Below are 22708 nucleotides of genomic sequence, written 5' to 3'. Positions count from 1 at the left end.
AGCTACCCCCCTGCCCACCCTCTCAAAAACCCAGTCCACACCACGACCAGCCCCATCCACGCCAACGGTCATTCCCACAGAGATCCCTCCGACAGCGCCAGCCAAAAAGACCGGTGGCCCCTGGCTCTTTCTGGTGGGTCTGGTGGGTTTTCTCGGAGCCGTCACCGCCCTTACTTTGATGTTCTTTGAGGAGCGACCGTTTGCCTTTTCAACTAGACCAGCACCGCCCTTACCGGACCCCCCTCAAGATCAGCTCAATCCAGAGTCGGCAACGGATCCTGCTCCAGATACCGCGCCAGACACTGAAAAAATCGGGATTACCGCCGATGAACTGACCAAGCCACTGCTGATGGCGGGTAGTTATCTACAGCTGAGTCAGCCCGTTGCCCTATTGGCCGAGCCTCAGCTAGACCAGGATGGTGGCAATACGTTAGGTCAACTACCAGCAGGAACCATCGTTCAAATTCTGACTCGACAGGACAAGGCTGGGGAGCAGGGCATCTGGTGGGTAAAATTAAAAATCTGTTCAGATTTGGCAGTCACACCGCCCGCCTCAACGTCACTAACCTCTGGGACAGAGGGCTGGGTGACTGATGCAGAACTAGCGTCAATTGCCAGCGCGGCGACCGAGCTAGACTGTGCTCCTGAGTAAGCCTGTATTTGAGACCGTATCGTAATTTTTTGTATTTTTTCGTGGCAGGACGTTTATGACCGCTTCTATGTCATCTTCATCAGAGTCACTTTGTCTATGGCTGGCTCTGGATCGGCTGACTGCCGCCGATCCAGAACACTATGCTATTTGGGTCCTCAAATCTCCCTATCCGGGGGGCCATGTCCACCACGATCGCATTTGGAACCATACTTTATCCCAGGCTTGGCAAACCTGGCAGTCGATGTTTTCGCTGCGGGGTTTGCCCCAGGTCCCCCATGTACCATCAGCCTATGTGCCTCAGCTATTACTTGATGATACGGGTGATGCTTCGACGGCTCAGTCCAACAGCTACAGCAGCCGACTGATGCAGCATCTAGGGCTAAATCTTTGGCAATGGTTGTTTGATGGGCCAGTGCAGAGCAGCCTGGATCATAGCTGCGGCATTGCCCAGGGGCAAAATACCGTCATGCGTCTACGCTTAGAAGTTCGCGATCCAGAACTGATCAGCGTTCCTTGGGAAATTATGCAGGCTCAGCCTGGACGTCCGGCGGTAGCCCTCAATCAGCAGATTTTATTTAGCCGGACAACGAGCGACGTGGATCCCCTGTCTGATTGGGGACTGGACAACGGATTGAGAATTTTACTGGTGGTGGGCCATGATGATGGTGCTTCCGATGATAGAGCCGCCGCCACCCTCAGCCTAGACAACGAAGCCTCCCTGCTCAAAAGCATTCTAGAAAGCCGGGGAGATTCTCGACCGGGGCGGCGGGTGGTGCGTCAGGTGGATGTACTACTGCAGCCGTCTCCGGCAGAGCTGATTCAGCATTTAGAGCGCTATCGCTACAATTTATTCTTTTATGCCGGTCATGGGGTGCCTGCCCCCGATGGCGGTTTGCTGTTTTTGCAGCGTGAGGCCACCCTCAATGGCACAGAGCTGGCCCAGGTGCTGACGCGCTGCCGCGTTAAGCTGGCGGTGTTTAACACCTGCTGGGGCGCTCAACCCGAACGTAGCGGCCAGCAGGCCATTCCCCGCAGCAGCCTGGCCGAGGTGTTACTCCACCATGGCGTACCGGCTGTACTCGCCATGCGAGATTCCATCGCCGATGAAGAGGCCCTCAGCTTTATTCAGATTTTTGCCCAGGCCCTGGCCGAACGAAAACCGGTGGATGAGGCCGTTGCGATCGCACGTCAGCATCTTCTCACCCTGTACAAATTTAACCAGCCCGCCTGGACCCTACCGGTGCTGTACATGCACCCCGACTTTGATGGCGAGCTGCTCACCCCCATGCCCACGGACATTACGCGTCTACCGGGCGATTCCGGTATTGGCGGACGCGCTGCTGCCCACACCATCAGCATTCGTGAAATCGGTGGTGATGGCAAAGTATGGCCCATCTATCGCGGCCTCATGCGCGTCGGCAGACTGCCCGATAATGATTTAGTGATCGCAGAACCCTGGGTCTCCAGTAAGCACGCCGAAATCTTTTACCGACGGGTCTCTGCCCAAAAATCCGAAGAACCCACCTATTTTCTGCGTGATTTTTCCCGCTATGGCACCTATTACCTAGGGGACCAAGGATGGCAGCAGATTCATCGTCAAGAAATTGCGATCGCATCGGGTACACAGCTTCGCTTTGGCAGCTCTGACGGGTGCTTGCTAGAATTCATCATCGAGCCGACAGCGCCAGCTTAAACACAGCCGATTCTTCGCAGAGCAAGGGCTACCCAAAAAAGTTTTTTACTGTTTGGGTATACGAACTTACGTCTTTTGGCGTAAGTTTGCCATAAGTTCAATAATTGGATGCGGAACATCTGGAATTCAGCCTGTATCTTCTTCCTGTCACAGCTCAATGAACTTATGGGAGGGTAACACTACTACCATGGTCAACCACAAAGAATCTTCGTCTCAGCAGCGCTTATCCACCGAAAATAATGCTCAGCAGGAAATGCTGCAGTCTATTCTGTCCACACAGCCTTATCCATGGTCGCCAGCCGAGGCCTCTGAGTACTTTAGTGAGCCCACAGCCGCTGGCAATGAGCTGGCCTTCTCAGACGAAGAAGCCCAGCTTGGTTGGCAGACACTTTCAGCGCAGCTCGATACGCTTTGGGGCGAGTCATCGGTAGGCAAGCTATCGGTACAAGCAGCCCTAGCGGAACGTTTTGCCCGTCGCCTGACCCAGGATGTGATTGACCAGATCACCGCTCAAGCGACTCAAATGGTTCAGACCGGTCGTCCCCTGGCTGAGCAGATCATCGGCTGCGTTCGCGATACGCTCACCAGCTGGGATGAGACCGATCTGCAAGTGATGGCCCGCCCCTTGGCCCATGCTATGCGTGGTCAAGAAGAAATTCTAGACGCCACCATCGACTCAGTTCGCGACCTGGAGTGGGAGGCGTTATCCCCCATGGAACAAGCGCGTATTAGTTTAGCGGCTGCTCGGTGGTCTATTGACTATATTAACGAGCAAAAATAGGGCCACCATAGCGCCTGACCTGGCATTCAATCATTAACACCCATAAAGAAACGTCTCAGTTGTGCGTCACAGCTGTGGTGCTCTTTTACCCTCATAAGCGTTCGCCTACACCTGGGTACGCCTATGCAGTTGATTGGTATGCTCGACTCACCCTATGTGAGACGGGTGCTATTGCCCTTTTTTCCCAAGCCGAAACGCGCCCAGAGTTTGTCTCCACACCGGTAGAGTAGAGCTTAATAGAGTAAACCGATGGGGCAGAGTTTTCCCAAAGTCAGAATCATTGCTGTCGGCAAAGTAAAAAAAGGCTGGCTTAAAGACGGTATTGGCCTTTATACCCAGAGGCTTCCTGAGATTGAACTTTTAGAAATTAAGGACACCGATCCAGAAACTGAGGCTCAAAAAGTCCTAGCCTCACTCAAAACCTACGATAAATTAGTGGTGCTCTCTGAAGATGGGCAGCACTTTGACTCGGTAGCGTTTGGTCATTGGTTAGGCCAAGAAGCCTCTGGCACCCTGGTATTCTTCCTCGGTGGGCCAACGGGCGTCAGCCATCAGCTCAAGCAAAAGGCATATCAGGTGTTGAGCCTATCAGCCATGACATTTCCCCATGAGCTAGCAAGATTATTACTGCTGGAACAGCTTTATCGCGGTAAGACCATTTTGCAGGGCGGCCGCTATCACAAGTAATGGGTCTAATGCGTCAATTCCTACAGCCGTTACAGCACGAAATCGTCACTCAGCAACCAATAATCACTACGGTATATTTTATGACCCCATGTGTTAAGCACCCATAAAGGGTACGCCGTTCGTCAGACCATTTTCTTGAATTGATTGCCTCGTCTTACGTCTGTGGCTCAATCTATAGTATTGTAAAGCTTTGTAAATCAACTTTAGGGCTCGATACGAGCGATTCTTGCGAGTCTGCAATACATCTGAGCTGTAAAAGTCGATTTTAGACGTCAAACGTAGGTAATAAGTGCAACTAACCACCCGCCCAACTGGGTCTCCAGGCCCTTCTACGAGCGAGCTTCCATTTACTCTTAAAGATCTCAAGGATGCGATTCCGGACTACTGCTTTGAACCGTCAACGAGTCGTTCTTTAGCTTACTTTTTCCTTGATATTGGTATTATTGCTGGGCTTTATGGTTTAGCCTATAGCCTTAATTCTTGGCTGTTCTTTCCCATCTTTTGGCTAATGCAAGGCACCATGTTTTGGGCCTTGTTTGTTGTTGGCCATGACTGTGGGCACCGCTCTTTTTCAAAGCATAAGTGGCTAAATAATCTCATTGGGCATCTCAGCCATACGCCTATCCTGGTGCCGTTCCATGGCTGGCGTATTAGTCACCGCACCCATCATGCCAACACCGGCAACATCGACACTGATGAAAGCTGGTATCCCATTTCTGAAGATACTTACAACGAAATGGACGCCATTGGCAGGGCGATTCGTTTTAATCTGTTTCTCCTGGCCTATCCCTTTTATTTATTTAAGCGCTCTCCGGGTCGTAAAGGGTCTCACTTTATGCCGGGTAGTGACCTTTTCCGGTCCTCTGAAAAGTGGGATGTGATTACCAGTACAGTTCTATGGACACTGTTTGTAGGATTTTTAGGGGTGATTGGAGTCCAGTTTGGCTTAGTCTTTTTGATTAAGTTCTACGTGATGCCCTATCTAGTTTTTGTTATGTGGCTAGATTTGGTCACATTTATGCACCACACCGAGCCTGATATTCCTTGGTATCGCAATGACAGCTGGTATTTCCTTAAAGGCGCATTATCAACCATCGACCGTGACTATGGGTTTATCAACTCCATTCATCACAACATTGGTACCCATGTGGCTCACCACATCTTTTTGAACATGCCTCACTATTATCTTAAGGATGCCACTGAAGCCATTAAGCCAATTTTAGGAGACTATTATCGCGAAGGTAAAAACTCTGTTTGGACAAGCTTCTTGCGCTCCGCACGTGAGTGTATCTTTGTCCCTAACGAAGGTCAAAAAGTTTACTACCAACCTCGACGATAAGCTGAGATTGTCGTAAGATTTTGATTTAACCAAGGGGGCGCACTAGTCATTAGTGCGCCCCCTTGGTTTATTGAATTCTTTTACGCTCGCCTGCTGCTAATGTGGCCGAATTAACCACCCGTCAACTTCGCTTTGACAAGTGCCTGAACTTTGCCACCATCAGCCTTGCCTTTCATTTGTTTCATGGCAGGACCCATGACTTTGCCCATATCGCGGGGGCTGCTAGCACCTGTTTTGGCAATTAGCCCGTCAATAACGGCTTCGATTTCATCATCGGACATCTGCTCAGGTAGATATTCTTGCAGGATCGCCAGCTCCTGAGCTTCTTTATCTGCCAGGTCGTCACGACCAGCGTTAGTGTATTGCTCAATGGAGTCTTTACGCTGTTTGGCCAGCTGGGTAACCACTTCAATTTCTTGTTCGGGAGTGAGTGCGTCTTGTCCCTTAGGACGCATCTCAGTTTCTTTTTCAATGATGACTTTCTTGACGCTGCGTACGGTTTCTAGACGAATCTTATCGCGAGCTTTCATCGCAGTTTTGATGTCATCGCTGATACGGTCTTTGAGGGACATGGGAAGAAAAGCCGTTGCATGCAACGGCTATACACAACAAATTGATAGGCTCACATTTTTTAGATACAAGAGAAGCAAACAACTCTCTCCTTAGGAAGCTGCCGTGTATACACAAGTCGGAGAGTAAGCTCAAAGCTTCGAGCCCTCATCCCCCAACCCCTTCTCCCTGGGGGAGAAGGGGAGCTAGACTCAAAGTCCTTCTCCCTGGGGAAGAAGGATTTAGGATGAGGGGTAATGCAGGAGTTAGAGCCACTTTCCAGTTCAATCTTCTAGATGTGTATACACCGTAGCCTTAGGCAGAGAGTTAAGATAAGCCGTCTATCTAGTACTGAGGAACAGAAGAATCTACCTCACGGCTCCAGGCCAGGATACCGCCGGTAACATTAGCCCCTTCAATACCGGCATCTTTGAGGATTGAGAGCGCCTTGGCAGAGCGACCACCCATTTTGCAATGGGCAATGAGCTTGTGGCCATTAACCAGCTCACGCACTTTCTCAACGCCGCCACCATTCTCAATTTCAGAAAGGGGAATCAGCACTGCACCGGGAATCTTGGCAATCTCATACTCGTTAGGATTGCGCACGTCTAGCAGGACATAGCTATCGCTGCCGCTATCGATCAAGTTTTTAAGTTCGGTAACACTTATTTCAGTCATGGCTGCTTGTTGCTCGGCTTCAGCTGCTTTAGCATCGGGGATACCGCAAAATTCTTCGTAGTCAATGAGTTCCTCAATGACAGGACGCACTGGGTTGGGCCGTAGTTTTAGCTCCCGGAAGCTCATCTCTAGGGAGTTGTAAAGCAACAACCGACCGCTGAGGGTGTTACCTTCGCCCAGAATAATCTTGATGGTTTCGGTGGCTTGAATGACACCAATGATGCCGGGGAGAATACCCAGCACACCGCCCTCTGCACAAGAAGGAACTAATCCCGGCGGTGGGGGCTCAGGGTAGAGATCGCGGTAGTTGGGACCGTCTTCATAGTTAAAGACGGTAGCCTGTCCTTCAAACCGAAAGATGGAACCGTAGACGTTGGGTTTGTTGAGCAATACACAGGCGTCGTTCACCAGGTAGCGTGTCGGGAAGTTATCAGTGCCGTCTACCACGATGTCGTAGGGCTCAAAAATCTTGAGGGCATTTTCTGAGCTGAGACGGGTGTTGTAGAGGTCTACCTGGCAGTGGGGATTGATTTCAAGAATACGGTTCTTGGCCGACTCGATTTTAGGCTTATTCACCCAGGAGGTGCCGTGGATAATTTGACGCTGCAGGTTGGAATAATCCACCACATCAAAATCAACCAGACCAATGCGACCCACCCCAGCCGCTGCTAAATAGAGAATCAAAGGAGACCCGAGGCCACCTGTGCCAATACACAGCACGCTGGAAGCTTTCAGTCGTTTCTGACCGTCAAGGCCAACCTCAGGCAAAATTAAATGCCGAGAATAGCGTTCGTAGTCTTCTTTTGTAAGTTGGATGTCATCCAGATTAGGATTCAGCATGGTTCCTTGAGAACGAAAAAAGATTGGAAATGGGTTTGTTCAACGCCCCTGGTAGATGAGGAGACGTTTTTTATTTCAGGACGACAAGAGCGGCATTCGATCCCTAGCCGCAGACGCTGGGGCAATTTTCATGGGTTCAGGTTGAAACTGATGATTGTCATCAAGCTGCCAGTTTTGGAGATCGACAGCGGTGCCATGGCGAACGGACACAATGATATAGGCATAGGTGGACCAGGCGAGGTCGCGATCGCACTCCGACGGTACAGCCTCAGCGTCGGGATGGGAGTGATACACACCAATAATGGTCAGTCCATCCTCTCGGGCCTGACGCTGGGTCTCAAGCAAATCTTTGGGATCGATCCAATAGCGGCGGGCCTTAGTCATGGTGGCTGAGTCTCCGTGCCCTTGCTCTGCCAAATCAGCAGCCACGTCAGTTGCCCAGGCATTGTCTAACAGGACTAGCCTGACCAGTGTTTTACCGGCGGCAGCGTCCAATGTACCCACCAGCAGACCGCAGCCTTCGTGGGGATAGGCTTGCGCTGCATGGGCTTGCATGGAGGCAATATGCTCTTGGGTCAGGGTAAGAGCCACAGTCAGACTGTATCAAAAACGTCAGATTTTTTATTGTAGAGCAGATTCTGTAATGCTAAATATCCTTGTGGATTTCCCCCCCTGATTTAGCCCTACAGAACTAATCGGTCGAATCGGCCAGTAAGGGTGCGATCACCTTATCCATGGCCACCGACCGTGATGCCTTGAACAGTAGCCGGTCCCCTGGCTGCATCATGTGCTGCAGATGCTGGGTCAGCTCGTCATGGCTGGCAAACTGCTGACTGGGGACAGTGCCAGCCCCCTTAGCCATGGCCGCCGCCGCCGCTGGATTCGCCAGGATCAGTAACTGGTCTAGGCCGAGTTTTTGGACCTCATTGCCAATGGCCTGGTGTAGCTCCACCGACTTATGACCCAGCTCCTTCATGGTCCCCAGTACGGCAATATGGCGTTTACCCGGCTGAGCTTTAAGCATTCGCAGGGCCGCCACCATGGACTCAGCGCCAGCGTTGTAGGTCTCATCTAGCAGCAGAATGTCATTGTCTAGCCGGTAGGTCTGGGATCGTCCGGCTGGCATTTCAACGGTTAACCCCTGGGCTAAACCACGCCAGTCCAGATTTAGGGCCTGGAGCGTTGCGATCGCACTCAAATAATTCAGCGCGTTATGCTGACCGGTCAGCGGCAACGGCAGCACCACATCATCCATCACCACCGTTGGTCCCTGGTACCGGCCATGAATATCTCCCCCCGTCAGCCCATAGGTGATGGTTTTCCCCGACCATACCCGCGCCGCCGTCGCCATCAGTCGGGGGTTATCATAATTGAGCACAGCCGTGCCCGCCGCTGGCATCTGGGCCAGTAGCTCACACTTGGCATCGGCAATAGCCTGCTCCGATCCCAAGCGACCAATATGGGCTGTCCCCACATTGGTAATCACCGCCACATTCGGCTGCGCGATCTGGGTCAGCGAGGCAATTTCCCCCGGTCCTCGCATGCCCATTTCCACAACGGCATAGTCATGGTCGGCGGTTAGCTCCAGTAAGGTTTTGGGTACACCGATTTCGTTATTAAAGTTAGCTCGGGTCTTGTGGACAGTCCCATGGCGCCCCAGGGCCGCAGATATTAGCTCTTTGGTCGTCGTTTTACCCACCGAGCCTGTGATTGCCACCACCGGCAGCCCCAAATGTTGACGCCACCAGCGTCCCAAGGTTTGGTAGGCGGCTAGGGTATCGGTGACTTCAATGCGAGGCGTCCCGTCGGTGATTACTCCTTGGCGAGTAATGGCTGCGATCGCACCAGCCGCCATCGCCGGCTCCACAAATCGATGGCCATCAAACCGCTCACCCTCAAGCGCCAAAAAGATATCCCCAGCTTGAATCGTGCGGGTATCGGTGCTGATATGCCTCACCCTTTGCTCCAGCTGGGTAGCAGGTAAAGTATGTTCCGTCTGTTCGCTCCGAAGGGCCGCTAAAACCTGGGCAACATTCGCACTGCTAAACATAATCAATGTATGGACGCATCCGTGAATTAGCGTAAAAAAACGGCAGCCTAGTCGCTAGACATAGGCTTAATGAAAACGAAACAGTGAATTTACAGAAGCTTTAGCAGAGTTTCGTTGCATCCTAGACTATCCGAAAATAACTGTAGGCTAAACTATTAGAGCGTAATTCAAATGTGTATCACATGACCATTGCAGATTAAGGAGGATGTTAGTCTGAATCAGCTGCAATATCTGCAGCCCATCGCAACCCACGAACCGTGTTTCTCCGGATTTATTTTCACGCTTCTAACCTCTAAATGGACCTTTGACAATCTGAGCTGACTAAATATCAGCATGTACCCAAATTACGTTCCCTTAGGAGGGTTCTCAAGGGTTTTTGTAAGATTTCATGCTGTCCGACGAATCATAAACGGTTAGACTTAAGTACGGTTCGGCTATGGTTCTAGTCGATGTGTATTTTCCCTGTACAGATTTGTATTGACGTAAGGTGTATTTGCTGAGGTTTCACTGGTGAATGTCCAATCAGGCTATTCGCAATCTGACTATGGTGCGCGGTTAGTTAGTCCGCAGGAACAAGTGCTCTATGACCATTGGCTTAGCTGTGTCAACTCAGAGCAGCCGGATGTAATAGTTCAGCGTTTCAATGCTCTATTTATCGACGGGACTGGATATCGTGATCGTGAAGTAGTCGATAGTCTCGATACGATTCTGCTGGATAACCATGCAGATATGTACTTTCATCACATTTTAAATCGTTGCTGCCACATTCTCATCAACCGGTGGCAGAACAACAGAGAGCATCAGCCTGCGATCGCTGAGTTAGTTAGCCTTTTTGATTATTATCCGAGCCATGCTGTCCGTGAGGTATCACGGGCACGCTCTGTGCGTCATTTACGCGAAATTGTGGCTCAGTTTAAAAAAACTGAGCAGTATTTGATGCTCAAGCGCCTAGTGCAGGTAACAGCTGAGGCTAACGCCCCTGCCCCCCTGCTCTCTCGTCAACCGTTGGGCACCCTGATTGGCCGCTATCCATATTTGTATGAGCACTGTCTGCTGAGTGAAGAAAGTCCTGAGGAGCAGCAGACCCACGTGCGCCGTATGCAGCACCAAGCTCAAAAGAAAGTGGAGCTAGATCTGTCCCAGTATGTTAACTATCGAGTCCGGCGGTCTCGATTAAAGCGTCAGGGGCTGTTAAATCAGCATGGCCAGTGGTTACGCCCCTCGAACAATCCTACGCTGCTGAGCGATCGCGAGCTGGTGGACTCCCTACAGCAGTTTTCCGGCAAAAACGCTGACGGTCGCACCTACAACGACCTCGCCCTACTATTTCGAAGTCAGTGCTGCGAGGCCGTTACCTTTAAGTCCTTTAAGGATAGCTTCTACGATTACCTGCTGTCAGGTGTCGATCCCGCCTATGGGCGTCAGCACTTTAACGATGCGCTCCACCAGCAGCTAAAGGATATCTACCCCGAAAATAACAATCAGCGTCTTAATGACTTCCTGTTGGTGCGCACATGCTCCAATTTGTTTAACTTCCTAGTCGTTGATCCGGCTGGTTCCCACAGCCATTTTGTCTTTATCGACTTAATTAATAACCTGGGTGCCACCCTGACCACCGGCCTCCTCCTCAGGATTTTGCTTTTGTGTCGCAAGGTAAAGCCCTACTTAGAACGGCGGCTATCTACCCTATTTAGTCACTATGAGTCGGCCAAGCAAGACTCAGTGGGTTGGCTGGTAAAAATGCTGGAAACATTAAACCTGGCCCTGAGTCTGACATTTGGCCACCTTGATATTTCACACGCTCTGGCCTAGGCAGGAGCCAGTAAACGTCTCCAATACCGCTGGTTTCGACTCCGCTCAACCAGCTAATTTTGAGAATACGAGGGCTGAGCGAAGTCGAAGCCCCACTCAGTCACAACCCCAATTTTTAGTTTTGATGCTGCACCAGTTGACTGTAGCTGGGTTGGGACCAAAATTCAGCTAGATATCCCTGTAAGAAATTAATAAGATTGAGATTTTTCTTTTCAGTTTGCTGTATTGTCTGCTAACTTGCTAGGCATCTTCTACACGTTTATGGACCAAAGGCTATTGTTGCTCTGTCCATAGGCGCTGCTGTCAAATCCTACATGTCAAGTTATGAGCCCATCTAGACCGTCCAATTCCACGGCGACTGCCCATGTCGGCACCGCTCCAGACGCCGACACTTTGGTCGAAGCTTATGCTGAAGATTTGATGGATGACATCTTTGAAGATGTTGATCGCATTTTGGCAGGCGATGACTCTGCCGTTTATGCAGAAACGACTGAGCAGGTGGTAACTGAGCAGATGGTAGCGAGTAGTCCTCTGTTTAGGACTGAAGCGGTTACCGTTCCAGCCATGATTGTGCCATTGACCGCAGGTCAAGCCGTAGAAGCGCCTGCGACAGAACCCGAGACCACCCCTCAGACGGACGAACAGCAGGCAGCGCCTAATCAACCCGCTCAAAAGCGTCCTTGGAGGAATCTGCTGCTGGGGGCGGCGGGGCTCTCTCTCTTAGTCGCCTGCGGATTTTGGTGGATGCGCCAGCAGCCCACACCGCAGACAGGAACAGCACCCACGAATACGGCTCCTACGGTTTCTGAAGAAACAGCCTTTGGTGAATATCTGCAGCGCTCGCTCCAGGTGATTCGCGGCGAGCGCAGCGCTCAGGCCGATGCTCAAGGTCCTGGCAACGTAGCTACGGCTCCCCCGGCAGCTCCGGCAGCAAATCAGCCGACCGGTCAGCCCGGTGTCATTGAGCGGGTGTTTGTGCCATTGTTGCAGCCGGGCACAGCGACCAGTCCACGGACGGCCACGGCGCCTAATCCTGCGCCTAATACAGCCGCCACACTGCCAGCACCGAACGTATCCACAACGCAGCCCAGGAGCACGAACGACAGTGGCACATCTGGCACGGTTCCTAACATTGCTACTGCTGGCAGCTATGAGCTGGTAGGGGTTTTAGAGTTAGGGGATCGTTCAGCCGCTCTATTTGAAGTCGATGGCACGTCCCAGCGAGTTTATATTGGTGAAATCATTGGGGCGAGCGGTTGGAGCATTGTTTCCATTGGCGACGAAGAGGTGGTGGTCCGGCGCAATGGCGAAGTTCGCTCCATCTACATCGGCCAGCAATTTTAAGGAGTCCATCGCCCGTGTCTGGCTTTAGCGATAGGCTAAGCACGGGGGCCAACGTTATGATTTGATGGTTGGCTGTATGGGAATGGCTTGGCGAAGGTATGAGTATATTTGATGATTTTAGCCAGTTTTTAGAGACTCGCTTAGATGAGTTCCTCAAAGCCCATCCCCATTTAGAAATGATGGCCCTTGAAGAACAACTCCGAGGGCAAGAAGAAGATGCGATCGCAACTCTGGCCAACCTCAAACGCCGTGAAGCTGAGTTAGAGACAGCTGTTTTAGACACAGCCAGAGACATCAAGCGCTGGCATGAGCGGATTGCGAAAGCAGAATCTGCCAATCGTCCAGATTTGGTTAAACCCGCCAAAGAACGGGAAGCCACACTGCTGCGCCAGGGTAATCATCTATGGGGCCAGATGAAAAGTGTCAAAGCACGTCTGACCGAGACTCAAGCCCTACAACAGCGGATTCACACCAAACGCCAGGAATTGAAAGCCAAAATCGCTAGCGCCCAGACTGCGACTCAGGCACCGCCCAGGGATTCGAGCACCACAGGCTGGCATCGCAGCCCCTTCCAATCGCAGTCCCTAGACCCCCTAGAAGAAAGCTTTCAGCGTTGGGAAACTGAAGCCGAACTCGAGGAACTCAAACGCCAGATGGGTAAGTAGATAGCCAAACGTCTTCACACCGCTGGTTTCGACTTCACTTAAACCATGCGTAGAGCCTTCACCGCATCAACCACAGCTTGCCCCACCCGCTCAATTTCTGACTCGGTGGTAAAGCGACCCAGCCCAAATCGCAGAGATGCATAGGCCAGCCGATCGCTACGCCCCAGAGCCTTAAGCACATGAGAGGGGGCTGTACTGGCCGCACTACAAGCAGACCCTGAGGAGAGCGCCACAATCGGCTGCAGTGCCAGCAACAGGTTTTGACCATCGACACCACCAAAACTGACATTGAGATTGCCGGGTAAACGTTGGCTGGCATGACCGTTAAGATAGATGTCAGGCAGCTGGTTTAGGTGAGTGAGGAGGTGCGATCGCAACCCCGCCAACCGCTCAGCTTCCGAGCCCATCTCTGCCCCTGCCAGTTCAATGGCTTTACCAAAACCCACAATTTGAGGCGGATATAGGGTCCCCGAACGCATCCCCCGTTCGTGACCGCCCCCATGGAGCTGAGCCGCCAGGTTTACCCGAGGCTGTCGCCGCCGCACATACAGCGCGCCGATCCCTTTAGGTCCATAAAGCTTATGGGCCGTCATCGACATCAAATGGATATTCATCGCCTGAACATCTAGGGGGATCTTGCCAATGGCCTGAGCCGCGTCCGTATGCAATAAAATGTCGCGTTCCTGGCACAGGGCACCGATTTCTTTTAGCGGTTGTAATACGCCAATTTCATTATTGGCCGTCATGACCGAGACCAAAATAGTCTCTGGCCGCATTGCCCTCTCAAGGGTGGCCAACGACAGCAGACCATCAGCCTCCACTGGCAAATAGGTCACCTCAAATCCTAGGGATTCTAAATAGCGGCATGGATCTAATACGGCACTGTGTTCCGTCTGCACAGTGACAATATGTTTCCCGTGACTAAAATAGGCCTCGGCCACCCCTTTAATGGCTAAGTTGTTGGCCTCCGTTGCCCCACTAGTGAAAACAATCTCGCCCGGCTGAGCATTAATCATTTTAGCAATTGTTTCACGACTCTTTTTAACCGCCGCGTCAGCCTGCCAACCATAGCGATGGAGACTACTGGGGTTACCAAAGTATTCTGTAAAAAATGGCAGCATTGCATCAACAACACGCGAGTCAACCGGTGTTGTTGCATGACAGTCGAGATAAATAGGCAGTTCCGCCACGGGCTTTACCCCACTGTTTGTTGAATGGGAATAAATCGATTAAAAATACCCAAGGTTTTTACCCGTACTGCTGGAATTTGAGTCGTGTAGAGACTAAAGACCCAAAAGTTCTGGCGCTGGGTATTGTCTTCAATAAAATCCTCAAGGTCCTCTTGACCGACTACGCGCCCTTGTTCGATTGCCGTCTCGCAGAGATCGCCTAAGGCTTTACCCAAATCCCCTAGCCAGCTGTCCAGCTCTTTGGCCTGACAAAAGGACGACCGGACTTCATTTTGCAGCGTATCTGCAGCAAAGGTATTGTACTGATCTTGACTAGGGTTAGTGACACTGAGCGCAACGGCCAATGCTCCTAATCCTGCGATGCCTACAAACGCTTTGACTTTCATGGATCTGCGGTAGTGTCTTGGTGATTTACAGCTGCCTTACCGTTCTAACATAAGCAGGTTCAAGATCATGGACCGGGATAACTGTGGAACAATAGTGATTGGCCACTGTCAATCCTCAGCAGCAGCATCACCCATGGCCTCAGCTGCCCACTCAAAGGCTGCGGTGGCTGCTGCGGTTTGCTCACTGGCAAACAGAGCGGTCGCAATTCGTGGAGCAAAGGTAAATGTGTCAAGACCTTGGGCGGCTAAATACGCTAGATCATTCACATCACGAATGCTGGCAGCAAGGATGCGGGTAGAACTTTGCACGCCGTTGAGCACGTGCTGCATTTGGGCGAGTGCCTTACGACCATTGCCCCCAGCATCGTTAATGCGTCCCAGATAGGGGGCTGCATAGTCTGCTCCCAGCGCGGCTGCAATCAGGATCTGAGGCACCTCATAAACAGCCGTCATCGTTACTCGGATGTCTGCAGCAATGAGAGCAGCGGCAGCGATCGTACCTAGCTGAGTAATGGGGACTTTTACCACCACTCGCGGATCAATCTTTGCCAGCGCCTGCCCTGTCGCTATCAGGGCCTGCTTGGTCTCTCCCCAGGCTTGCAGCTGCACTTCTTGAGCCCCCAGCTCAAATGCTGTGGTGGCCAATTGAGTTAGAGAACCCAGCGTACAAGGCACCTGGGCCTGTTCTAACAACAGCGGGTTACAGGTCACTCCATAAAAAATCTCCGTCGGCAGCCAGGTTTCCCAGGCAGCGATGTCAGCCGTGTCTAAGTACAGACGCAAATTCGTCGAATTCACAGATAGATCTCCAGTAGCCGAGTATTTCATCATGAGAACATGGGCGCACGACTTACAAGGAATACTACGGAGTCAAAACACCGATTTCCCTAAGCATTGTCATATGTTTAGCCGTAGGTGCTAACGTATTGGCCAACATCATACCGCTGGCGGCCACAGCAGGTAGCCCAATCCCTGGGAATGTAGAGTCACCGCAACACCACAGATGTTTGATCGGGGTACGCGGTCCCGGAAAAATACCCTGACCTGCTCGAATAGCCGGTCCATAGGAGCCATGATAGCGGCGTAAAAACCGCCCATGGGTGAGCGGAGTACCCACCAGTATTAGGTCACAACGGTCGCGAATATCAGGAATAATACGCGCCAACGCCTGCCACATGACCTCAGCACGCTGATGCTTTAGCTGAGCATACTCAGCGCTGTGACGATTCAGTCCAGCCCAGAGAGGGTAGGGTTCATTCCCTGGTGTATACACATGGACCGCGTGTTTTCCTGGCGGTGCTAGACTCGGATCGAGCACCGATGGAACAGAGATGAGCACAAGATTCTGCGGCGCATCTATCCCCTGGCTCCAATCATTGACAACAATGTAATGACAGGCTAGCCCCTCTAGACCAGTCGCATCTAGTCCTAGATGCAAATGCATAAAACTGTCGCACTCAGGAATAGCTTGACGCTTTTTGACAAACCGATGGAGCTTGGATGGCAGAGATGGCAACAGCTTTAGGGTGTCCCAAATGGAGGCATTAGAGATAACCGCTTTAGACGCCTGTATTGTCTCTCCATTGCGAAGTTGCACACCAACGGCCCGGTCGCCATCTAATAAAATCTCTTTAATGTGGGAATTTAGCCTCAGATCACCTCCCTGTTTTTGTAAACCGCGTACCAGTGCCGCCACCAGCGCCGCACTCCCTCCTTTGGGATAATCTAACTGCACGCCCGGTCGATACCAGTCTGCAAACATAAAGGCGACTTCAGCGGCGATGGTGCCTGCAGCGGGTAAACCGGAGAGCAAAAAGCACAGCATGTCTAGCCAGTGACGGGCAAAGTCATCCTGGATGATGCCATCCATAATCCGGCTAAAAGGTCCGGTGAGCCGAGCGACCTGCGGTCCCTGTTTTAGCAAGGAAGGTAAAAAGTGTCTGACTGTTTGAAACGCCCCTAGATCAAAACGAATTGCTGCTGGGGGTAGGGCGATAGCGGCTGCCCCCAAGGGTTGCATAATCCGCTGTAAATGTCGCCATTCTTGGACAGCTTTCGGTCCCCGCAGATGGTCTAACACCTGACAAAACTGCTCGGCACCCACAGTGGTGTCAAAGTCTCCTTCGGGCAAACAGCAGCCCCAGGTGTCATAATTTAGCCACGGAGCATCTTCGCCAATGGCATCTAGAACCTGACGCAGCGGATTGGGGGAAGGACTATAAGACAGACCTGAGTAAAGGGATGGACCAGAATCAAATGAGAAGCCGCCTCGTTCAAACCCATGGGCAGCACCTCCTGCAATGCTATGACTTTCACAAACAACAACATCGTAACCGTAGCGAGCTAAGAGCGCAGCGCAGCATAGTCCTCCGATGCCGCTACCAATTACAACAACTTCTGTCTGCTCCATATCATTAGGGAATGGGGGGATTTCGAAAAGATAAAGAAAATCTATAAAATAAGCGAGACAAGAAAATACCAAACATGCCAAAGCCACTCCAGGTAGCAGAGCAGCTTTAACCTGGAGCGGCCTTAGTATAGAGGATTTTAAATGAACCGGTTCGATATTGAACTTCAGAGGGTCCTAAGCTCTGAAGACTGAGATCAGTCTATCGGAGTAATGGAATTGGCTGAGGAGAACAGTAATAAAACGCCAATGTCGCTTGCAAAACTTCAAAAATGTCAGCTTAGTGCTTTACCAAGGCAAACGACTGCCATCCCATGAGAAAAATGCCCCATTGTCGTCGAGGGTGACCTGCTCTAGGACATTGCTCAGTAGACCCACCGTTTTTTCGACTGGAAATAGCTTGTCTGGGGGCACTCCCCGCTGAAAGGGTTCTGACAAACGGGTGTCGGTGGTGCCAGGGTGAAGTAACACGATGGCAGTGTGTTTACTACGACGGCTGTACTCAATGGCGGCCGTTTTGAGAAACATATTTAAGGCGGCCTTAGAGGCGCGGTAGCCGTACCAGCCTCCCAGGCGGTTGTCCTCAATGCTGCCGATTTTGGCAGAGATGGTGGCAAAAATATTTGGCTGCGGGTGGTTGAGTAACGGTAATAGATGTTTAGCAAGGAGGGCGGCACCGATGCTGTTGACCTGGAAATAGCGCATCAGATGGTCTGGGTTGAGCTGCCGTAGTGCTTTTTCAGGGGTAATGGAGCCTTCGTGTAAAAAGCCAACACAGTTAATGACGACGTGCAGCTGGGGGACTATGGCTTTTAGATCTGCCAATCCGTTTTCAATTTGGGTTTCGTCGGTGATATCCATGGCGAGACAGTGCAGTCTGTCATCGGCCTGGGCGAGTTTTAGGAGTTCAGTCGATGAACTTTCTGTGCGATAGGTTGCAAAGATGTGGGCAAATTGTTTATTGCTCAATAGCTGACGGACAAAGCCTAACCCGATACCTCGATTGCCACCAACAACGAGGGCATGGCCTGAGTGGATACTAGAGAAAATGGTCATTACGGGTTTTTAATCAAGGCGATCAGGGGATAGCGGTAAAGCTAATCGGGCTTAGCGTAAGATAACGCAGGTAGTTTGGACCGGCTACGTAGCGGTATGACGGGGCGATATAACGATATGGGTAGTTCCTGATATGCATCCTTCTATGAATCCATTTGCGGTGTCATCAGGCTTTGTCGCCGGGATCAATCCGGCCACGGCACCTGAGGGACCAGGGTGGTGGTTTGGGTTTTGTGGCTCTCGGCTGTTGGTGGCGGTGACGGATGATGAGGGGGAGCCGGGGGAAAGCAGGATCGACGTGCCCCAGGTAAAAAGTTTGGAGGAGTTGGGGATTAAACCGGTGCGATCGCAATACCTCGGCACCCTAACCAACGGTCCCTGTTACGCCGCAGAACTGCCCCCAGACCTGGACCTACCGCCTAACCTAGCCCTGCACCCCCTGCGAGAACTCTATGGTCAGATAGCCGAGCCGCTGTTTGCGATCGCAGGTCAGGCCACCCAGCTAGTAGAGTGGGACCGCACCCATCAGTACTGTGGGTGCTGCAGCACCCCCATGGAACAATCCCTGTATGAACGGGTAAAACAGTGTCCCCAGTGCGGCCTGAGACAATATCCTCGCCTGTCCCCGGCGGTGATCATGCTGGTGTCTAGAGGGCCAGAAGTGCTGCTAGCCCGCGCCCATCGGTTTCGAACCGGTATGTACAGTGTGTTAGCAGGCTTTGTCGAACCGGGCGAATCCTTGGAGGAAACCGTGGCCCGTGAAGTACGGGAGGAAGTGGGGATTGAAATTCAGGATATTCGCTATTTTGGTTCCCAGCCGTGGCCCTTTCCCAATTCGCTGATGATTGGTTTTACTGCCCGCTACGCCAGCGGCGATATCGTCATTGACCCGGTCGAAATCGAATCAGCCGCCTGGTTTACCAAAGACACAATGCCACCAGTCCCTGGCAAACTGAGTATCGCTAGAAAGTTAATTGATTGGTTTGTTAGCAACCCATGAATACCCCCAGCCACGTTATCTTCAACCTGGCCCTGCTGGGCCGTCGGGCGCGGCCAAAACTCAATAGCCCCATTTTTTGGGGAGCGCTGCTGCCAGATTTAGCCATGTTTGGCTTCTATGGCTGGGCTAAGCTGATCGCCAATCTGGATGAGGCCACCATTTGGAGGGAGACCTACTATGAGCCTTTTTGGCAAACCATCTTTGATGTGGGCAACTCAATTCCCCTGGCGCTATTGGCTATTGGTGTGGCCGTTTGGGGCCGACGTCGCTATCCTGGCTGGCAGCCGCTAGCCGATGGCGCGATCTTTCTTGCGCTCAGCGTAATTTTGCACTGCTTGGGCGATCTGCCTGTCCACGTGGACGATGGCCACCGACATTTTTGGCCCCTGAGTAATTTTCGCTTTGAGAGTCCTATTTCCTATTGGGACCCGGACCACCACGGCAGAGTTTTTGCCCTGGTGGAGTTTTTGCTGGCGCTGATCGCTAGCTGGCGGGTGTGGCGTCTGCTGCGGTCTCGCTGGGTCAAAGCCCTCTTAGTTGGTAGCAATGTGCTGATGTGGTGGGCCTATGTTCGCTTTTATTTGTAAGCGCATGCTGGCCCTAGCAGAAGTGATAACCAACTTAGGAGCAGAGACTAAATAGATTCCACTTGAGTCGGACTTCGACGCCGCTCAGTCCTCTACTTGTCCCGTTGAGGAATATAGATGTTGTTCATTTCTCTGTCCTTAGCTCAGATTCAACGGATCGATATCAATGGTTAGCCTGACGGATTTGGGGAGGTGCGATCGCAAGATCTTCAAATCAGGAACCGACCCAGCCAACGGCAGCTTTAACAACACATGCCAGCGGTAGCGTCGTGCCACCCGATAGACCGGGGCCGGGGTGGGGCCTAACACAGTCGGACCGCTAGCATCTAACCAGCTCGGCTCAGCCATCTCCGAGTCCGCCTTACCGCCTGGACTTGCAATCAGCACCTGCAGCTGCTCCGCACAGCGCTGGGCAGCCCTTTCTGTCTCGGCCTCTACGGGGCTGCTGAGCCGCAATAGCACCAGACGACCATAGGGTGGATAGCCCAGCAGCTGCCGGTGCTCTGTTTCATGATCGATAAAGGCCTGATAGTTGTGCGTCTTGGCTGCCCCAATCACTGGATGGTCAGGCGTATAGGTTTGTAAAATCACCTGCCCAGGGTGTTCTCCCCGTCCAGCCCGTCCAGCCACCTGGGTCAATGTCTGAAATGCCCGCTCCCCGGACCAGTAGTCAGGCATATGCAACAGACCATCCGCTGCCACCACCCCCACCACTGTAATCTGTGGCAAATCAATCCCTTTAGTGAGCATTTGAGTGCCCACCAAGACATCGGCCTCGCCCGCAGCAAACCGCTCTAGCAGGGCTCGATGTGCACCCTTAGCCCGCGTCGTATCACTATCAAACCGCAGACAGCTCAGCCCTGGAAACTGGCTCTGCAACTCATGGACAATCCGCTGGGTCCCGCTGCCAAAGTGCTTGAGATAGGGCGATTTACAGCTGGGGCACTGGTCAGGGTGGCGCTGCCCATAGCCACAGTAGTGACAGCGCAAGTGGGCCGGTCCATTGTCCTGCGGCTGATGGTAGGCCAGGGACACATCGCAGTCCGGACACTCCATTACATGGCCACAGCTGCGACAGGAGACAAAGCGGCTGTGCCCTCGACGATGGATAAACAGCAGCCCTTGCTCCCCCCGGTGCTGCATTTTTTCAAGGGCCGTTTGTAACGGACGGCTAAATACAGAACGATTACCTGCCTGGAGTTCTAGGCGCATGTCCACCACGTTGACCGGGGGCAGAGGCCGTTGGTGAACGCGGTGAGGCAAGGATAAATAATGGGTCGTTCCACGATCATGTAGAGGCGTTCCATGGAACGCCTCTACAGTATTACGATCACGGGTTTCCGTCACCGCGACCCACGTATCCAATGCAGGCGTCGCAGACCCTAGCACCAGCGGGCAATCAGCCATCTGTGCTCGCCACCGAGCCACAGTACGAGCGTGATAACAAGGCGCGGGCTGGTCTTGCTTAAAGCTGCCGTCATGCTCTTCATCCAGCACAATCATGCCCAACCGAGGCAGGGGGGAAAAAATGGCAGAGCGGGTGCCAATGACCACCTGGGGCTGGCCAGCCAACATCTGTCGCCAGGTGTCATAGCGTTCCCCCTCAGACAGACCGCTGTGGTAAACACACACCTGAGTGCCAAATCGAGCCCGAAATCTATCCGTCAGCTGCGGTGTCAGACCAATCTCTGGCACCAAAACCAGTACCGATTTTCCTACCTGTAGCCGTTGCACAATCGCCTGCAGGTAGACCTCAGTTTTGCCAGACCCGGTGACGCCATGCAGCAGCACTTCGGCATATCCCGTTAACCCATTCAGCACAGTGAGTGCCTGCTGCTGATCGGGAGTGAGGGATTTAGGTCGGTCGGCAGCCGCCTGGGAATGACTACCCACCCGCAGGCGTTCACGGGGAGCAATGGCAAGGTAGCCTTTGGCTGCTAGCCGCTGCAGCGTAGCACTGGTTGTCTGCAGCCGCTGCAAGGCATCACTGAGCCACAGATCGCCCCCATACCGCTGCAGCGTGATCAAAATTTCTTGCTGACGCTGGGTTAGCGTATCGGTTGAGGACACACTTGAGGCGGTCAGACTGACCGCCTGTCTCTGCTGAGGACGGGGGACTGCTGGGATCGCCAAATAACTTTCCACCCATCCGTAGCTGAGCAGCATCTTTAGCCCTGCCCTCGCCTGCGGATGTTGCCGTTGTAAATAACGCCATGTATAGTCACCCTGAGGGGAACCCTGCAGAACATCCAGCAGGGTTTGAGCAGAGGCACTCAGTGGGGGGTGCGGTGACAACGCTCTCGCCGTCGATTTTAGTCGGATTCTACGTTGCGAACGACCTAATAGACCCGGCGGCAGCGCCGTTCGAATGACCTGAATCAGAGAGGTCTGATAGTAGTTAGCAACACGTTCTAATATCTTCCAATAATCTTTAGAAAAAAAGCCCCGACTAACAATGCTCTCCACATTGCGAAGTTTGTAATCCAGCATTGATGTCGACGCTATTGATAGCAATCGAATTGCGATCGCACCCAGCTGACGGCCCCCAAAGGGCACACTGACAATATCTCCAGACTCCACAGTGAAATCTTTAGGAATTCTATAGGTATAAAGTCCCTGGGTGCCAGGACAGTCAACTAATGCTTCAACAGCCACAAAGGCAGACAAGTCAGGAGGTTCAGGCTGAGACATGCAATCCAAATTATTGAGAAATATAGACGTCTATAGACATCTGACAACCATAAAACCCAAAACCTAAGTTATTAGCTGAAAGCCAAAAAATAGGGAGATATTAACGATATTTTCAAACAAAGAATGTTATCAAAGCTTTACAAGCTGCAAAGAATACAATTAAACGTTACAAAAGCTACAAAAACATTGATAAATAAGAGTTTTCATCGTTCAAAAAATATCACGGTGGACAGCGTTTCAGAATCAGATTGGTATAGTGTAATTGCATCGTCATTTAGTCCCTTTAGTCCCACCTATAGAT

General features: G+C 52.1%; 21 protein-coding genes. 11 read left to right on the top strand and 10 right to left on the bottom strand.

All coding sequences use genetic code 11. The annotated features are described in order from the left end of the window. The 6 genes from IQ260_RS09705 to IQ260_RS09680 all read left to right on the top strand — a co-directional run. Positions 1-652, top strand: a 652-nt coding sequence (locus IQ260_RS09705; RefSeq protein ID WP_193992907.1) for an SH3 domain-containing protein, incomplete at its 5' end; no start/stop codon positions are given. 67 nt (positions 653-719) lie between these two features. Continuing rightward, the gene (locus tag IQ260_RS09700) at positions 720-2345 is read left to right on the top strand and encodes a CHAT domain-containing protein (RefSeq protein ID WP_228015781.1); all 1626 of its coding nucleotides are present in this window, start codon (positions 720-722) and stop codon (positions 2343-2345) included. A gap of 187 nt (positions 2346-2532) precedes the next feature. Then, complete coding sequence (locus tag IQ260_RS09695) at positions 2533-3126, top strand: hypothetical protein (RefSeq protein WP_193992905.1); 594 nt, start codon at positions 2533-2535, stop codon at positions 3124-3126. Between the two features lie 74 nt (positions 3127-3200). Further along, positions 3201-3356, top strand: a complete 156-nt coding sequence (locus IQ260_RS09690; protein WP_193992904.1) for a hypothetical protein — start codon at positions 3201-3203, stop codon at positions 3354-3356. 19 nt (positions 3357-3375) lie between these two features. Beyond that, complete coding sequence (locus tag IQ260_RS09685; RefSeq protein ID WP_193992903.1) at positions 3376-3813, top strand: 23S rRNA (pseudouridine(1915)-N(3))-methyltransferase RlmH; 438 nt, start codon at positions 3376-3378, stop codon at positions 3811-3813. 289 nt (positions 3814-4102) lie between these two features. Beyond that, positions 4103-5152, top strand: a complete 1050-nt coding sequence (locus IQ260_RS09680; RefSeq protein WP_193992902.1) for a fatty acid desaturase — start codon at positions 4103-4105, stop codon at positions 5150-5152. A 110-nt stretch (positions 5153-5262) separates the two neighbouring features. Here IQ260_RS09680 and IQ260_RS09675 read toward each other — a convergent pair whose 3' ends face one another. The 4 genes from IQ260_RS09675 to IQ260_RS09660 form a co-directional block, all read right to left on the bottom strand. Next, entirely contained in the window at positions 5263-5724 is a 462-nt protein-coding gene (locus tag IQ260_RS09675) for a GatB/YqeY domain-containing protein (RefSeq protein WP_193992901.1), read from the bottom strand. 322 nt (positions 5725-6046) lie between these two features. Further along, complete coding sequence (gene moeB, locus IQ260_RS09670) at positions 6047-7219, bottom strand: molybdopterin-synthase adenylyltransferase MoeB (protein ID WP_193992900.1); 1173 nt, start codon at positions 7217-7219, stop codon at positions 6047-6049. Between the two features lie 75 nt (positions 7220-7294). Continuing rightward, complete coding sequence (locus IQ260_RS09665; protein WP_193992899.1) at positions 7295-7810, bottom strand: Mov34/MPN/PAD-1 family protein; 516 nt, start codon at positions 7808-7810, stop codon at positions 7295-7297. A 100-nt stretch (positions 7811-7910) separates the two neighbouring features. Then, positions 7911-9269: a UDP-N-acetylmuramoyl-tripeptide--D-alanyl-D-alanine ligase gene (locus IQ260_RS09660; protein WP_193992898.1), complete on the bottom strand. Its 1359-nt coding sequence runs from the start codon at positions 9267-9269 to the stop codon at positions 7911-7913. A gap of 510 nt (positions 9270-9779) precedes the next feature. On the opposite strand from IQ260_RS09660, the gene IQ260_RS09655 reads away from it, so the two are divergent. From IQ260_RS09655 to IQ260_RS09645, 3 genes are all read left to right on the top strand, one after another. Next, positions 9780-11081: a hypothetical protein gene (locus tag IQ260_RS09655; RefSeq protein WP_193992897.1), complete on the top strand. Its 1302-nt coding sequence runs from the start codon at positions 9780-9782 to the stop codon at positions 11079-11081. A 324-nt stretch (positions 11082-11405) separates the two neighbouring features. Further along, positions 11406-12425 (top strand): hypothetical protein, encoded by a 1020-nt coding sequence (locus IQ260_RS09650; protein WP_193992896.1) that lies wholly within the window; start codon positions 11406-11408, stop codon positions 12423-12425. Between the two features lie 98 nt (positions 12426-12523). Beyond that, on the top strand, positions 12524-13090 hold the full coding sequence (locus IQ260_RS09645) for a TIGR04376 family protein (protein WP_193992895.1): 567 nt from the start codon (positions 12524-12526) through the stop codon (positions 13088-13090). A 38-nt stretch (positions 13091-13128) separates the two neighbouring features. Here the strand turns inward: IQ260_RS09645 and IQ260_RS09640 are convergent, their stop codons facing one another. The 5 genes from IQ260_RS09640 to IQ260_RS09620 form a co-directional block, all read right to left on the bottom strand. After that, on the bottom strand, positions 13129-14280 hold the full coding sequence (locus IQ260_RS09640) for a cysteine desulfurase family protein (RefSeq protein ID WP_193992894.1): 1152 nt from the start codon (positions 14278-14280) through the stop codon (positions 13129-13131). Positions 14281-14285: 5 nt separating this feature from the next. Then, entirely contained in the window at positions 14286-14666 is a 381-nt protein-coding gene (locus IQ260_RS09635) for a DUF4359 domain-containing protein (protein WP_193992893.1), read from the bottom strand. Positions 14667-14774: 108 nt separating this feature from the next. After that, positions 14775-15464, bottom strand: coding sequence for a transaldolase family protein (locus IQ260_RS09630; protein ID WP_322744927.1), 690 nt, complete (start codon positions 15462-15464; stop codon positions 14775-14777). Between the two features lie 64 nt (positions 15465-15528). After that, on the bottom strand, positions 15529-17076 hold the full coding sequence (locus IQ260_RS09625) for a phytoene desaturase family protein (RefSeq protein ID WP_193992892.1): 1548 nt from the start codon (positions 17074-17076) through the stop codon (positions 15529-15531). A gap of 285 nt (positions 17077-17361) precedes the next feature. Then, positions 17362-18129, bottom strand: a complete 768-nt coding sequence (locus tag IQ260_RS09620) for an SDR family NAD(P)-dependent oxidoreductase (protein WP_193992891.1) — start codon at positions 18127-18129, stop codon at positions 17362-17364. A 145-nt stretch (positions 18130-18274) separates the two neighbouring features. Between IQ260_RS09620 and nudC the strand changes: the two genes are divergently transcribed. Continuing rightward, positions 18275-19129 (top strand): NAD(+) diphosphatase, encoded by an 855-nt coding sequence (gene nudC, locus IQ260_RS09615; protein ID WP_228015780.1) that lies wholly within the window; start codon positions 18275-18277, stop codon positions 19127-19129. Next, positions 19126-19716 (top strand): hypothetical protein, encoded by a 591-nt coding sequence (locus tag IQ260_RS09610; RefSeq protein WP_193992889.1) that lies wholly within the window; start codon positions 19126-19128, stop codon positions 19714-19716. Before nudC ends, IQ260_RS09610 begins: the two co-directional genes overlap by 4 nt. Positions 19717-19854: 138 nt before the next feature. Here the strand turns inward: IQ260_RS09610 and priA are convergent, their stop codons facing one another. Beyond that, positions 19855-22407 (bottom strand): primosomal protein N', encoded by a 2553-nt coding sequence (gene priA / locus IQ260_RS09605; RefSeq protein WP_193992888.1) that lies wholly within the window; start codon positions 22405-22407, stop codon positions 19855-19857. Between the last annotated feature and the right edge of the window lie 301 nt (positions 22408-22708).

Origin of the sequence: Leptolyngbya cf. ectocarpi LEGE 11479 (genome assembly GCF_015207065.1) — a bacterium.
Lineage (GTDB): Bacteria > Cyanobacteriota > Cyanobacteriia > Phormidesmidales > Phormidesmidaceae > Leptothoe > Leptothoe ectocarpi.
This window is presented reverse-complemented; position numbering and strand designations above follow the sequence as displayed.